10 protein-coding genes are annotated in these 14,843 nt (G+C 40.0%); 1 reads left to right on the forward strand and 9 read right to left on the reverse strand.

Going from position 1 to position 14,843, the window contains the following annotated elements; genetic code table 11:
* Positions 1 to 25: 25 nt before the first annotated feature.
* The 4 genes from AB4X21_RS09295 to AB4X21_RS09310 all read right to left on the reverse strand — a co-directional run bounded on the left by AB4X21_RS09295 (position 26) and on the right by AB4X21_RS09310 (position 2,993).
* Complete coding sequence (locus AB4X21_RS09295; RefSeq protein ID WP_003012833.1) at positions 26 to 520, reverse strand: carbonic anhydrase; 495 nt, start codon at positions 518 to 520, stop codon at positions 26 to 28.
* Between the two features lie 137 nt (positions 521 to 657).
* Complete coding sequence (gene radA / locus AB4X21_RS09300) at positions 658 to 2,019, reverse strand: DNA repair protein RadA (protein WP_369088382.1); 1,362 nt, start codon at positions 2,017 to 2,019, stop codon at positions 658 to 660.
* 10 nt (positions 2,020 to 2,029) lie between these two features.
* Positions 2,030 to 2,587: a histidine phosphatase family protein gene (locus AB4X21_RS09305; protein WP_320911123.1), complete on the reverse strand. Its 558-nt coding sequence runs from the start codon at positions 2,585 to 2,587 to the stop codon at positions 2,030 to 2,032.
* Positions 2,547 to 2,993: a dUTP diphosphatase gene (locus AB4X21_RS09310; RefSeq protein WP_037608433.1), complete on the reverse strand. Its 447-nt coding sequence runs from the start codon at positions 2,991 to 2,993 to the stop codon at positions 2,547 to 2,549. The genes AB4X21_RS09305 and AB4X21_RS09310 overlap by 41 nt, the downstream gene beginning before the upstream one ends.
* Positions 2,994 to 3,401: 408 nt before the next feature.
* On the opposite strand from AB4X21_RS09310, the gene AB4X21_RS09315 reads away from it, so the two are divergent.
* Positions 3,402 to 5,336 carry an Ig-like domain-containing protein gene (locus tag AB4X21_RS09315; RefSeq protein ID WP_369087892.1) on the forward strand — a complete coding sequence of 645 codons (1,935 nt, stop codon included), beginning with the start codon at positions 3,402 to 3,404 and terminating at the stop codon, positions 5,334 to 5,336.
* A gap of 94 nt (positions 5,337 to 5,430) precedes the next feature.
* On the opposite strand, the gene AB4X21_RS09320 is transcribed toward AB4X21_RS09315, so the two are convergent.
* The 5 genes from AB4X21_RS09320 to AB4X21_RS09340 form a co-directional block, all read right to left on the reverse strand.
* Complete coding sequence (locus AB4X21_RS09320) at positions 5,431 to 8,358, reverse strand: YfhO family protein (protein ID WP_369087893.1); 2,928 nt, start codon at positions 8,356 to 8,358, stop codon at positions 5,431 to 5,433.
* A gap of 10 nt (positions 8,359 to 8,368) precedes the next feature.
* Entirely contained in the window at positions 8,369 to 9,328 is a 960-nt protein-coding gene (locus AB4X21_RS09325) for a glycosyltransferase family 2 protein (protein ID WP_369087894.1), read from the reverse strand.
* Positions 9,329 to 9,403: 75 nt separating this feature from the next.
* Positions 9,404 to 11,785 carry an Ig-like domain-containing protein gene (locus tag AB4X21_RS09330; protein WP_369087895.1) on the reverse strand — a complete coding sequence of 794 codons (2,382 nt, stop codon included), beginning with the start codon at positions 11,783 to 11,785 and terminating at the stop codon, positions 9,404 to 9,406.
* Positions 11,786 to 12,284: 499 nt separating this feature from the next.
* On the reverse strand, positions 12,285 to 14,300 hold the full coding sequence (locus tag AB4X21_RS09335; protein WP_369087896.1) for a DUF2079 domain-containing protein: 2,016 nt from the start codon (positions 14,298 to 14,300) through the stop codon (positions 12,285 to 12,287).
* A 305-nt stretch (positions 14,301 to 14,605) separates the two neighbouring features.
* A complete protein-coding gene (locus AB4X21_RS09340; protein ID WP_369087897.1) occupies positions 14,606 to 14,755 on the reverse strand; it encodes a hypothetical protein in 150 nt (49 codons plus the stop codon).
* Positions 14,756 to 14,843: the final 88 nt, after the last annotated feature.

The raw sequence follows: 14,843 nt of genomic DNA on the forward strand, positions 1-14,843 counted from the left end.
TCTCTTCCTATTCTCTTCTATATGATCATTTTACTTCTGAGATCAATCCGGTATCCACATCATACACAGCTCCTGAGATAACGACATCTTCTGGAATCAAAGGAGAAGCCTTGAGAAGCCTCATATCTTCACGGACACTCTCTTCAATATTTTGAAAGGGTAGGAAATCACGATCTCCCACATCTACTCCCAGTTCTTTCTTTAGATGCTGCCGGAAGCCTTCGTTCTCAAAGGTCTGAGCGCCACAGTCTGTATGGTGCAAAACTACAATTTCACGGGTCCCCATCTGCTGCTGAGAGATGACCAAAGACCGGATCATATCCTCTGTCACGCGCCCTCCAGCATTCCGCAAAATATGGGCATCTCCAAGAGCCAGACCTAGTGCAGGTGCCACGTGAAGGCGGGAATCCATACAGGTCACGATGGCGACTTGTGTTTTGGGCTTAATCGGAAGACGGAGGTCTCCATGTAGCGCCACATAAGCTTGGTTGGCTGTTAAAAAATTATCAAAATAAGACATGGTCTCTCCTTTATTCCTTTGAAATTCAAATCATCTATTATTTTACCATATCCGATCCTTTCTGTCAGGGGATACCTCCTGTCATCTGTCACATCTGAAAAAAAGTCTTAAACTTCCCGTTTAAGACTTTTCTACTATTAAAATACTTTCTTCAAGACTTCAGCTAGTGTACTCACACCGACCACCTGGATTCCTGATGGTGTCGTGATCCCCGTCAGAGAATTTTTCGGAACATAAATCTTGGTAAAACCAAGTTTAGCAGCTTCATTGATTCGTTGCTCGATCCGGTTGACCCGGCGAACTTCTCCTGTCAAGCCCAACTCTCCGACGAAACATTCCTGCGGGTTGGTTGGCTTGTCCTTGTAGCTCGAGGCAATGGCTACGGCTACTGCCAGGTCAATGGCAGGCTCATCCAATTTGACACCACCTGCTGATTTGAGGTAGGCATCCTGATTTTGGAGGAGCAAACCTGCACGTTTCTCCAAAACAGCCATAATCAAACTAGCCCGATTAAAATCAAGACCTGTCGTCGTCCGCTTGGCATTTCCAAACATAGTTGGTGTCACCAAGGCCTGTACTTCTGCAAGAATCGGACGAGTCCCCTCCATGGTCACTACGATTGACGAACCAGTGGCACCGTCTAAACGCTCTTCTAGGAAAACTTGACTCGGATTGAGCACCTCAACCAAGCCACTCGACTGCATCTCGAAGATCCCGATCTCATTGGTCGAGCCAAAGCGGTTCTTGACTGCTCTTAGAATCCGGAAGGTATGATGGCGTTCGCCCTCAAAGTAGAGCACCGTATCCACCATGTGTTCCAGCATCCGAGGACCCGCCAAGGTTCCTTCCTTGGTCACATGACCGACGATAAAGATGGCGATGTTATTGGTCTTGGCCAGTTGCATGAGCTCAGCCGTTACCTCACGCACCTGAGAAACCGATCCTTGTACCCCTGAAATCTCAGGAGACATAATGGTCTGGATCGAGTCAATGATGAGGAAGTTAGGCTGGATGCGCTCCACTTCTGCTCGCACGCTCTGCATATTAGTCTCAGCATAGAGATAAAACTCACTGTCGATATCTCCCAAGCGCTCTGCCCGAAGTTTGATCTGCTGGGCCGACTCCTCTCCACTAACGTAAAGAACTGTTCCCACTTGGGATAACTGGGTTGATACTTGAAGGAGCAGGGTCGATTTCCCAATCCCAGGATCTCCCCCAATGAGGACCAGACTTCCTGGGACGGCACCACCTCCAAGGACGCGGTTGAATTCTTCCATCTCCGTCTTGGTCCGGTGAACATTGATAGAGGTCACGTCCGCCAATTTCATGGGTTTGGTCTTTTCACCTGTCAAGGACACACGCGCATTTTTGACTTCTGCAACTTCGACTTCCTCCACAAAGGAAGACCAAGAACCACAGTTAGGACAGCGCCCTAGGTATTTGGGTGAATTGTAGGCACAATTTTGACAAATAAATGTCGTTTTTTTCTTTGCGATGATAAACCTCTTTCTAAATCTCTATCTCACACTCAATCACTTGGCAAAAATCAATCTTCTCGTCTGGTACAAATTGGCGCATGAGCATTCGATGAGTGACAACAACGACTGTCTGATAGTCTCGATACTTGCGCATAGATTTTAGAAACCGAGACCTCATTTCCTCAGCTGTCTCATATTGAACAGGAGAATTTGGGAGCAACTCCCCCTTGTTTTCTAAAAACAGACATCTAGCTGTTTCAAAGTTCTCTATACCTGTTTCATAAACCTGCCATTCATGCAATAATGGCTCTACCCTCAAAGGAAGGCCAGTAGCACAGGATACATAAAAAGCCGTTTCTAAAGCTCGCGTCACTGCAGAAGACACCAGGATATCAGCTGAGCCAAACAAAGGATTTTTGCAAAGTTCCTGAGCTTGTTGTCTTCCTTTCTCAGATAAGGGTGCCAAATCTATCCCGAATCCAGTATAGGAACGCTCCTCTAACTCACGGTAATCTGGCTCCCCATGACGGACAAAGATAATCTTCATCTTAGTGCCCTGTCGACCCAAATCCACCAGTCCGCACGCCATCCGCCTCATCTCCATCTGCAATTAAGAAAGGAGCAAAGACAGCCTGAACCACACGTTCGCCAACTTCAAGGACGACTTCCTGGTCAGTAATATTTTTCATCTGAGCAAAGATATGTCCTTCATTTCCTGGATTGCCGTAGTAGTCTCCATCGATAACCCCAACAGAATTGATCAAGACCAGGCCTTTTTTGCGAGGGTTAGAGGAACGGTCATAGAGATAGAGCACCTCAGTCGGTTGCATATAGGCCTTGACCCCAGTTGGGACTAGGACGATTTCCCCAGGAGCAATCACCGTGCGTTCTGCCACCTTTAAGTCGTAACCAGCTGCGTGGGCTGTCTCTCTTTTTGGCAGCAAGTCCTGATTGGTATAGCTTGATACAAGTTCAAATCCACGAATTTTTGTCATCTTCATTCCTCTTTTATCTAAATAGTTTCCATCTCTTCTATTATACCATCACTTTGCCCTAACGTCTCCTCAATTCTACTATTCGTAATTTTTAAATATTCTTTATGAAATTCAATAAAATTTCCTCTAAAATTATGGCAGTCAAAATATAATGATTAAAATCTGGAATTTATGATGAAATCCACCAATTTTTACTTGAAGTACCTCATAAATTTTGCTATAATTCCCTGTGTAGAGGATAGTTTTGTAATCAAAATATTTCGCTCTATTAGAAAATGATCCAATGGAGGTTGTGTCTCAACACTCAATTTTGATTGAAAACAGATATGGTATAAAGTATCCATATCATTAAAAGTAATCAGATATTGATGTTTAGGCACCTGTATTTTTATGAAAAGGGAAGATAAGATGAAGCAGAAAACTGGAAATATTAAAATTTTCTCATTTGTCCTTTGTTTAGTGGCCATGCTTTTCGCTTTAGGTCTAAATCGCACTTCAGCAGAAACTCCTGGAGTGACCGTTAGCGGAAAATTGGTCGATACGATCAAAAATATCAAAGTTACCAATAATGAAGGTGGCAACCTTGATTGGGAATTAGGACAATGGGCAACATTCCGTATCAATGCTGAGTTCGACTTGGCTGGTAAGGATGTCAAAGCAGGTGACACAACGGATATCACTGTTCCAGATGCTTTGATTATTACATCACAAAGCTTTGATATCAAAACTACTACTAAGCCTGAACAAGTCATCGCTCATGCAACCGTGGATAAGGATAATAAAAAGATTTCATTAACTTATACGGATTATGCGGAGAAACATTCAGATACACATGGTAATTTTTATTTCTATGCTCGTATCGACTTCAAGAAGCACCCTCAACAAGGAGAAATTCCGGTTGAAGTGACGGTTAACAACAAAACAACTATTGCGGGTAAAGTTACCTTTAAAGGTGTTGGTGATGGTGATCCAAACCTTTTAAAGAAAACAAGTTGGGTTCACTCAGATGACCCTAAGACTATTTCCTATACCATTTCTGTGAACCAACTAAAGCAAAATATTAAAGAGGTTACAGTAGAAGACACATTGCAATTTACCAATGCTTCTTACGTTAAAGATAGTTTTCGTGTGACAAAAGGTGAGATGTCTTATGTCGATGGTGAATGGCAATTTAATAATACTAAGGATGTAACCAATGAACATCCTGTAACTGTTGGTGAAAATGGTCAATCATTTGTTGTGAATCTTGGAGATATTAGTGAGACGGATCAATACCGTATTACGTATGATGTTCATTTAAATTACTCACCAGCTGATGGCGAAATTTTAAATAACCAAGCTACCTTAAAAGGGAAAGATATAGAAACTAAAGTAGCCCTCAACAAAGCTGCCGTTCAAATTGCTGGTGGTTCTGGTGTTGGTTATGTCTTTACCATTCATATTCATAAAGTAGATGATGCTAACCAACCACTTGCTGGAGCTAAATTTAAAGTGCTACGTCAAGCCAACAACCAAGTAATCGGTGAATATGTGACAGATAAAGATGGGAATATCACAGTCAATGGTCTTTTAAAAGATAAATATATCTTAACGGAAACTGAGGCCCCTACAGGTTATACGATCAAAATTGCTGAAACTGTCGTAAATGCTGAAGATTTTGGTGAGGACCATAAGGTCACGAAGACTATCATCAATCCAAAAGAGCAGACAACGACAACGACTACTACAACTACTACAACCGAAGAACCTACAACTACTTCAACCACTACAACTGAAGAGCCTACGACCACTTCAACTACAACGACCGAAGAACCTACAACTACTTCAACTACAACAACAACTGAAGAACCTACGACTACTTCAACTACAACAACAACTGAAGAACCTACGACCACTTCAACTACAACTACAACAACTGAAGAGCCTACAACCACTTCAACAACCACTACAACTGAAGAGCCTACAACTACTTCAACTACTACGACCGAAGAGCCTACGACTACTTCAACTACTACAACAACTGAAGAACCTACAACTACAACAACTACAACGACTGAAGAACCTACAACTACAACAACTACAACGACTCCAGAAAAACCAGAAGTACCAAGAGTACCAGGAGATGGAGAAGGTAAATGGCGTCCTCGTACTAAATCATCCACAACTACAACTCCAGAAACACCTACAAATAGTAGTGAAGAAACAACCACACCAGAAAATGGTAGAGGTCACAAAACACTTCTTCCAAGTACAGGTGAAGTTGTCGCAACTGGCCTTGTATTCTCAGGAGTACTTGTCTTATCAGGAGCCGTCATCCTGAAACGCAAGATTTCTAATAACTAATCAGTCACATTTGCGTATCATACAAAAAGGATAGCATCCAATTGGATGCTATCCTTTTTTGTATTTATAACAATCTTTGATACTTTCGCATATCCTATCGTCCTTCGTTACTTCTGCTTCGTCTCATTTGAATGACCAAGTAAGTAATTGAAACAATCGATAGTAACGCACCAAGAATGACTCCTTTTTGTCTAAAGACGAATTCGACCTTATGATTTCCTTTTGAGATCGGAAACGCTAAGAAAGCATTCCAAGCTTTTGACGTTTGAACAAATTTCCCATCCACTTTTACTTTCCATCCATCACTGTATGGAATTGAAGTCATCATATATTTACTATTGTCTGTAATGGATACCTTACCTACAATATGAGTATTTGAGAACTTCGTAACTTTTAATCCTTGTTTCTTCCGATTCTCCAATACTTGTTCAATTTGATCAACATCTGCACGATAAACGCCTGCGTTACTCATATCAATTTGATCTGTTCTAAATCTAAATTCAATAACAGTTTCCTTATTTTCTGTTTGATCTGTTAACTGCCAAATTTGTCTTTGCGTAAATGATTTATTATTTGTTAACCATTTACCATTGAGCAAGACAGAATAGTCTTGTTTATGTGTTAAAGACACAGGAGTGAAAAAGTAATAGGTATAATTTGTACGAGGAGTGATTCTATAGCGAATAATAGCTTCCTTTGAAGAATCCGCTCTCTTGTAGATAGCTTCCCCAGTTTCCTTATTGACCTTTTCTTCAATAACATTTTCTGTTTCAATTGCGTTAAATGCCAAAGGTTTAAAGTACTCAATCGTATCGTTTTTAGCTTTTTGATGCCCCTCCATTGAATTCAGAATAATATTTTGGTTGGCAAAAGCATTATTGACACCAAATTTAATATTTCTCACAAGAACATTTGTACCATATGCAAGCGGGAAAGATTTAGGATTTTTATAGACAACATAACGTTTATCTTCATAGACTTTTTCTGTGAAATAGCGTTTCAAATCGAATCGGTCCGTAAATCGATAAAAGTACATCTTATCTGGATTATCTTCCATCTCTTTTGGATCAAAATTTTTGACACTCATAAAGTAACGTACACCATATAAGGCATCTGTCAATGGGGTTCCATTTGAATACTGGGTTGACGCATTGACTCCAAGATCCCCCATAAAAGCAAAGTGGTCCATGGTGCTTCGTTCCAAACTCGAACTAAACGTACTCAAGCCTGGATAAGAAATCAACGAAGGTACTGTTCTAGAATAACCAAAATCCGAAGCAATTCGATAGAATTTTTGATCTGAATTTTCTTGAATATTATCTGTCACACGTTTGACTGATACAGTCGCATCTGAAAACTTATTAACATTATCATACCCTAGAGTAACTTGTGACAAGTAGGCATTATAACCAAACTCCAAAATCGATACAAGGGAAACAATCACCACAGCAAAACGGGATAGTTTGAAATTCAAGATGAGCAAGACAATCAAATAGGCGATCACTGTGAGACTGACTTGGGTGAGTAGATAACCTGCTTTCAGTAACAGAAAGGCAATCACTATAAAGACCGAAGTTACACCAATTAGAATCATCTTCTCACGCTGACTCTTCTGAGATTTTGTCCAATAGGCGTAAAAACCGAGGCCTCCTAGAACCACCAAAACCAAGAGAGGAAGAAACACATTTTTTGAGAAATAGTTCGTGATTGCTTCTGGTTGTACTTTAGCGATAAAGGTGTAGCTCTTCGATTGAATATAACATACAGAAAGAGCCAACCCGATTCCAATCCCAAGATTCGTCCATTTAGAGACAACTGGTCTTTCCTTCACTGCTTGGTAAGCCAGTAGTAACATGAAGAATGAGAACAACCAAGAAAAACGGAAGAAAAAGCCGGCTGGGTTTTGACCCATGTGCCAGATCTTACTTACAAACTCATTAACGAATGACGTCAAGAAGACAAGAGTAACAATCCCAGCAGCCCATTTCTTAACTTTGGAAACATTCTTAGAGAGGAAGTAGAAAATGAAGCCTAGAAAACCAAGTGCCCCAATATAGATATTTGGTAAGTTTGGTCCTGCAGACCAACCAGACGTCGTATCAAAACCACCAATGACCATCTTAGCAAGAATATCTAAGGGGTTGATTTGGAAAGCAAAAGAGAAGGTCATCCCTCCACCAATCTGTCCCTTACTTTCCAACAGGTTAAAGAAGACAGGTAGCAAAAGGACTGCTGCTGTTCCAATCCCGATAATCGAATAAATGACAGCTTGTAATAAAGGTGAGATATAATTTTTTAGTTTTGTCTTTAGATCACCTTCGACCATCAATCTAGGAGATACATAGAAACAGGCATACAAGGCAACAAAAATCGAAATCATGTAACCCATGTAAAATTGGAGTAAGACAGCTAGTCCCAAGACAAAGGAATAGCGATAGGGAGCTTCTCCGTCTAACAATTGTTCCAAGTACACAATCACAATTGGTAGCATGATCATGGCATCATAGAAAATGACATTCATCTGGTAGGAAACCAACATCCCTGACAAGGCATAAGCTGTCGAGAACAGTGGAACCATCCATTTTCTAGACTCCAAACCTTTGTAACGTTTGATCAAGAGGAATGCAAAGGATAGACCGATTGCCCCGTAGCGGAGCCAAATAGTAAGAAAGACTGCTGCTCCGAAATATTTGAGGGGCATTAGGATATAGATGAGGTTAAAGGGGCTCATTAGATAGTATCCAAGCACCCCAATCATATCTCCACCAAGAGACTTAGTGAAAGAATAACTCAAACTAGATAGGTCTCCCGTCAAGATCGCATTTTTTAGCAAGCCAAAGAAACTGATATATTGCTGACCAAAGTCAACAGCCATCAGACTCTTACTTCCAAACGGGTACATCCCCATGAAAGCCCAAACTACTAACATAATAGTCATTGGGGCTAACGCACTCAAGGCATAGAGAATTTTTTTGGGATTTTTCTTCAAAAACTCTTGCCAGCGCATAAACCAGATTAACATATTCTCTCCTTTATCCAATATTATTTTCTTTTGCTTGTTCGATATTGGTATCCTCAATGATAAAGTGAGGACGACGTTTTACCTCATAATAGATTTTTCCAATATATTCTCCAAGAATACCAATGAAAATCAATTGAACACCACTAAATAGAATGATGGCCGCAATGGTTGTAAAATAACCACTGACATAGTTACTTGCTGATAGTATGTATTTCATCAATTCAAAAACAAGATACAAAAGAGCAAGTCCTAAACAGATGAAACCAAATTGAATACAAACACGAAGGGGACGATCATTAAATGAAACAATCCCTTGAATAGCATAGTTCAATGATTTCTTAAAACCAAACTTACTTTTCCCTGCCTTGCGGATTTCGTTTTTATAAGGTATTACCTTCTCCTTGAATCCAATCCATTCATACAACCCTTTGTTGAAACGATTGTATTCGGGCATCGATACAAAGGCATTTATCGCTTTACGACTTAGCAATCTCAGCTCTGATTTTCCATCTGTCAGTTTAACGTCCATTGAACGGTTTGACAAGAAATAGAAGAGGCGTGCAAAGGTACTTCCAATATAGGACTCCCCCTCTCGCGTTCGTTGCCCACTGACAATATCATATCCTTCATTATATGCCTCTAAAAAGAGGGGAATCAGATAAGGTGGATGTTGGAGATCTCCATCCATAACCATGACAGCATCACCGCTCGCATATTTAAAACCAGCTAATATACCACTTTCACGGCCAAAATTACGACTAAATCGAATATATTTCACGCGTGGATTCTCTTTTGCAATGGCTGTAATTAGTTCATAGGTTTGGTCACTACTGCCATCATCGATATACAGAAGTTCATAGTCCGAGAGTTCCTTTCCCAGCATCTGTTCCAATTGTGCTGACATGGCTTCATGTGTCTGAGAAAGAACCAACTCCTCATTAAACAAAGTAATGAGTATCGAAAGTTTCATCTTTTCCTCCATTTCATTCCTTCCCAAAAAAGAGAGAGCTTTCGCTCTCTCCTTTATACGGAAACTCTTTTTTTATTATTTAGAGATTTTACGTTTTAATACTACTGCACCTGACAAGACAAGTACTCCTGAGAATACAAGGCCAGTTGCTACAACTTCACCAGTACTTGGAAGAAGTGATTTGCGACCTCCACCATTTTCTGGTGTGGTTGCTTCTTCACTACTATTTGTAGGTGTTTCTGGAGTTGTTGTTGTGGTTGATTTACGAGGACCAAAAGTACCATCTCCACCACCTGGGTATTCTGGAGTTGTAGTTGTATCATCTGGAGTTGGTACTTCTGGAGTTGTAGTTGTTGTTGTTGTTTCTTCAGAAGTTACTGTAGTAGCTTCAGTTGTTACTGTAGTTTCTTCTGTTGTTTCAGAAGTTTCTCCTGTAGTAGCTTCAGTTGTTACTGTAGTTTCTTCTGGAGTTGTAGTAGTCGTTGGCGCTTCTGTTGTTGTTGTAGTTGTGGTTGGCGCTTCAGTCGTTGTTGTAGTTGTGGTTGGCGCTTCTGTTGTTGTTGTGGTTGTTGTTGGTTCTTCTGTTGTTGTAGTAGTTGTAGTTGTTGTTGGTTCTTCAGTTGTTGTTGTAGTTGTGGTTGTTGTTGGTTCTTCTGTTGTTGTAGTAGTTGTAGTTGTTGTTGGTTCTTCAGTTGTTGTTGTAGTTGTGGTTGTTGTTGGTTCTTCTGTTGTTGTTGTAGTTGTAGTTGTTGTTGGTTCTTCAGTTGTTGTTGTAGTTGTGGTTGTTGTTGGTTCTTCTGTTGTTGTAGTTGTGGTTGTTGTTGGCTCTTCAGTCGTTGTTGTAGTTGTGGTTGTTGTTGGCTCTTCAGTCGTTGTTGTAGTTGTGGTTGTTGTTGGCTCTTCAGTCGTTGTTGTAGTTGTAGTTGTTGTTGGCTCTTCAGTCGTTGTTGTAGTGGTTGTTGTTGGTTCTTCTGTTGTTGTTGTAGTTGTGGTTGTTGTTGGTTCTTCTGTTGTTGTTGTAGTTGTGGTTGTTGTTGGTTCTTCTGTTGTTGTTGTAGTTGTAGTTGTTGTTGGTTCTTCTGTTGTTGTTGTAGTTGTGGTTGTTGTTGGTTCTTCTGTTGTTGTTGTAGTTGTGGTTGTTGTTGGCTCTTCTGTTGTTGTAGTTGTGGTTGTTGTAGTGGTTGTGGTTGTTGTTGTAGTTGTTTTTTGGTCTGTAATAGTTTTAGCAACTGGAGCTTTTGGTGTTGTGAATTCACCAGCTTCAACTACAGTATCAGCTGCCAACTCATAACCTTCTGGAGCTTGGATTTCTTTGATGATGTATTTATCACGCAAGATGTTCTTAACAGTGAATTCACCATTAGCATCTGATTCAAACTCACCAATGATATCTTGGTTAGTTTCACGGATAACTTGGAATTTCGCACCTTTAAGTGGAGCACCGTTTTCGCCTACTTTTTTCACTTTAATGCTAAATTCGTAACCGATACCAGCACCACCAGCGATTTGGATGTTGACTCCATTTTTTGAAGGAGGAGCTTGGAACCCGTCACCTGAAAGTTGCGCTTCATTTTTAATTCTTTCCCCATCAACAGCAGTATAGTTTACATCAGCAACATACTCTACTGAGAAGTGATCAGTTTTACCAATGTTACCCAAGTTGATAGTGAATGAAGTATCTGTTGCATTTATTGTATAGTTAGAAGTAACATCTTGTTGGTTTTTAAGTTCCCATTTACCGCCAGCGTATTCCCAAGTACCTTTGAGGATTCTGAAACTTCCTTTACGGTAAGTAATTCCTTTTGATTGAAGTGTATCTGTAAGAACCGCATTTCTGATTTCCATATTTGTTCTGTTAATAGCAATACGGTAACCTAATTCTTTATTGTTGTTACCAGTCCAACCTGATTTAAGGGCTGGGTAAGTTTTACCATCGCCGATAACTTTACTTTCTACCTCACCAGTGAATTTTACATCACCGTTAACAGTAACCTTAACTGGTGCTTTACCATCGTTAGGGAATTTATCTTTGTTAACTGCTGCGTAGAAGAAGAATGAACCTGAAACGTCATTTTTCGTTTCAACGAATTTTGTGAATGTCAAGACAATCTTACCAGTTTTTGCGTCAACTACTGCATCGGCAATCTTTTTACCAGTGATTGTGTCGTTGATTTCAAAATTCTGAGACTTGATGTCGATAGGTGCAGAAATTGTAACTTCTGTCGTATCACCTGCTTTGACACCTTTTCCTTCTAACGCAAATTTTGCGTTAAGACGGAAAGTATCATAGCGGTCGAGTGGCTCTGTTAACTCGCCACCACTGGCATTTTGGATCTTGACCTCCGTGATGACGTCAACATTTTTGGACGTGGCTGCACTTACGTTGGTCGTAAATACGCCGAAAGAAATTATCAATAATGAGAAAATCATTGATAAACTAGCCGCTAACTTTTTCATATTTCCTTTACCTCCTCGGTTTTTCTAATTAGCTTCTCTAAATATAGCACAACATAGTAGAAATAGCAATAGTTCTATTCAATATTTTTTACATTTTTGTGTTAATTTTTTAAAGCGGGCCATTTTCTTGAGAAATACCATCTTTTTCACCTATTTTTCCTTACTTTTATTTTTTGAACAACTGCAATTAATTCAGATTCTCTTGTAACTGTTATGCATCATTCGGATCAACTTTCTTCTATTATAATGATCATGCTTATTTTAATCATTCATGCTTGAACCAGACGTGCGGATACCTTTCGGAGATTTAAGCATCCTTTTATGCTAGCAGCAATGAGCACCTTCCTAACCCTACTGGTCCGCTCTATTCTTCTGATCAAAAAAAACGCACACATCATAAATGTGTGCGCCTTTATAATAGAAGACTTTTAGTCTCAGTCGATGAATGACTTCTCGTTTCTCTTAGAAATTCAACTCTAGCAGAACGGTTTTTAAAGCCTTACTTTACTTCTTTTTCTAACACCAGGACATCCTTGCTAGATAGAGAGCTTTCTTGATAGCCAGCCTCTTTGTAAAGTTTAAGAGTTGCTGTTTCAGAGTAGCCATGTTTTTCATCTTGCATTTCTCTAGGTACGACGACATAGTCAATTTTTGGATCAAGTGCTTTGTTGTTGTGATAGAAGATATCGTACAATTCTTGGTGTTTTCGTAGACCTGGGGTATATCCTCCTGCTGCTAACACAGAAGCATCTGCTGGTATTGAATCCAAAGTGGACTGAAGACCATCAAAATGATCTTTCCGATCATGATAATACTTCATCTCAAAGTTCCAGTTTCGAGTGAAACTATAGAGGATTGTCCCTGAGAAAACTAGGGAAGCAGCAACAAGAGCAAGCAAGACTTTCTCTCCAACCACTCGATGCCTGCTCAATTGGTCTACCGCAAGGATAGCCATGATAAATAGGAGCGTACCCGATCCATAGCTATATTGGAAACCGATGTCAAACTGATATTGCCAGTCCGTCAGTAGGTTGACTGCCAATAAAGGAATCAGGAGGAAGTAGGTAGAGAAACGTCTTTGAACGAGGGGTAGAAAACCTAAAGGGAATAAGATTAAAAAGATATATCCCATTTTCTTGCCCGTGAAAAGACTTCCGATAATATAGAGTGGATTTAGGAAGATATTTTTCAACACCATCGGCAAGCCGTGCTCCCCTTCCAATAATAAGTGTCCGTAACGCGAAACCATGGCTCCTTCACCATATTTAGCTAGAAGGAACAAAGCAAGGCTAAAGTAGAGGACTGGCAAAGCAAGGGTTCCTGCATAGAGCCATTTTTTGAAGGTGGCCGACAAGGTGAAACGTTTTTGGAAAGCAAAATAGAGTCCTAATGCCAGAACGTAGAGTGTCGCGTCCTCTTTGACAAATAGAATCAACAAGACAAATAGAATGGATCTCCAACGCCACTCAGAGATAAGGGCATAGAATAGCCATAAAATCAACGGCGGCAAGAAACAGTTCTCATGCAGGTGGTAAGCACCACTCGTGGTCATTACCGGAGTAAGGAAGAAGAGAGCGATAATGAAAGGATTGAGAAGTTTTGGTAGCTGTAATTTCTTCAAAATGAGGCATAGAGGGATAACAGCTGAGAAGACAATGAGGACTTGCATCACTTCCAAAGTTTCTACATAAGGGAATAACATGTAGAAGGGAAGAATGAGATAATAAATTGGAGAAATGTGGACTGCCATATGTGATAAGGCCTTATCTCTCTCAAGTGTCGTAATCTGAGTAAAGTCCGTTTTCATTCTTTCAAACATCTGGGAAAATATTCCAATGTCGAATGTCGATACTGAATTTGCCTTTACTTTGTAGTACATTACAGCAGACAAGTAGAGGACGTAACAGAGCCCACCAATCAAGGCGACAAGGGTGAGGCGTTTCACCCACACCGCATTGATCTTTTCCACTGCCAATCTATTAATCAACAAACCGATGAGAATGGCAATAAAAACAGAAACTAAGACCGGCCAAATCAACATTGAGAATTTTGATTCAGCAATGTTAAATGAGTGAATCCCTAGGGCATCGTTTTTAAAATCGCTACTCGCTTGGATCAGCAACTTAGGAAATGATAACAAAAGCCCCAAGGGGTAGATCATCGCAAGCCTTACTTTTTCCAAATGGAAGAGTAAGAACAAGGCCACTGATATCATTACCAAGCCCAAAGATAGGAAAAAGGTTGGACTTTTGAGAATGGCCATAAACAAGATTAAAGCTGACAGGATGATATTAGCCTGCCGGATATTTAAAAACTTTTTATATTCAAGAAGGAACCATAGGATTAGGTAACTAACCACCAATCCAATCACTGTAGTAGTGACTCCTACTGCTCCTAACTTAAGAAATAATACTTCAGTCGAAAATCGAAGTAGATTGACTAAAACAACGACTAAATAAGATCCTAATAGTAACCATAGATAATTTATGTTTACGAAATTTTTTATTTTTTTCATTTAAACCTCCCGTAATTACAAAATATTTTACCACAAATTAGTGAGTTTGCCTACCTGAATATAATTGGAGGAGATAAAATTTCCGAGTAGATTATTTTCTTTTAAAATGATTTATAAACCTAATTCTTACCAAATAAGTTTCTATAATCAGATAAAATCGCTTCTTTCACCTCCATGATGAATCCTGTATCACCATCATTAACCACCACTGAGGTAATGACATCATAGAAATTAGTGGAGAATCTTACAATCATTACGACATAGTCACGGGCACTCGCGTTGATATTGTGAAAAGGGAGGAACTCTCAATTTCCAACGTTAACTCCCAGTTCCTTTTTTAGATATTGACGAAATCCTTTGTTTTCAAAGGTTTGAGCTCTACAACCTGTGTAGTGCAAGACCACGATTTCTAGAGTCCCCATCTGTTGCCGAGAGATGACCAAGGATCCAATCATCCCCTCTGTTACGCGCCAGCCGCATAAACTCTACCATTTTGAAAGCAATTCCTGAATGGGATAGATTGATACAAGTTCGAATCCACGA

The sequence above is a fragment of the Streptococcus sp. CP1998 genome (assembly GCF_041026655.1).
In the GTDB taxonomy this organism is placed as follows: Bacteria; Bacillota; Bacilli; order Lactobacillales; family Streptococcaceae; genus Streptococcus; species Streptococcus dentalis.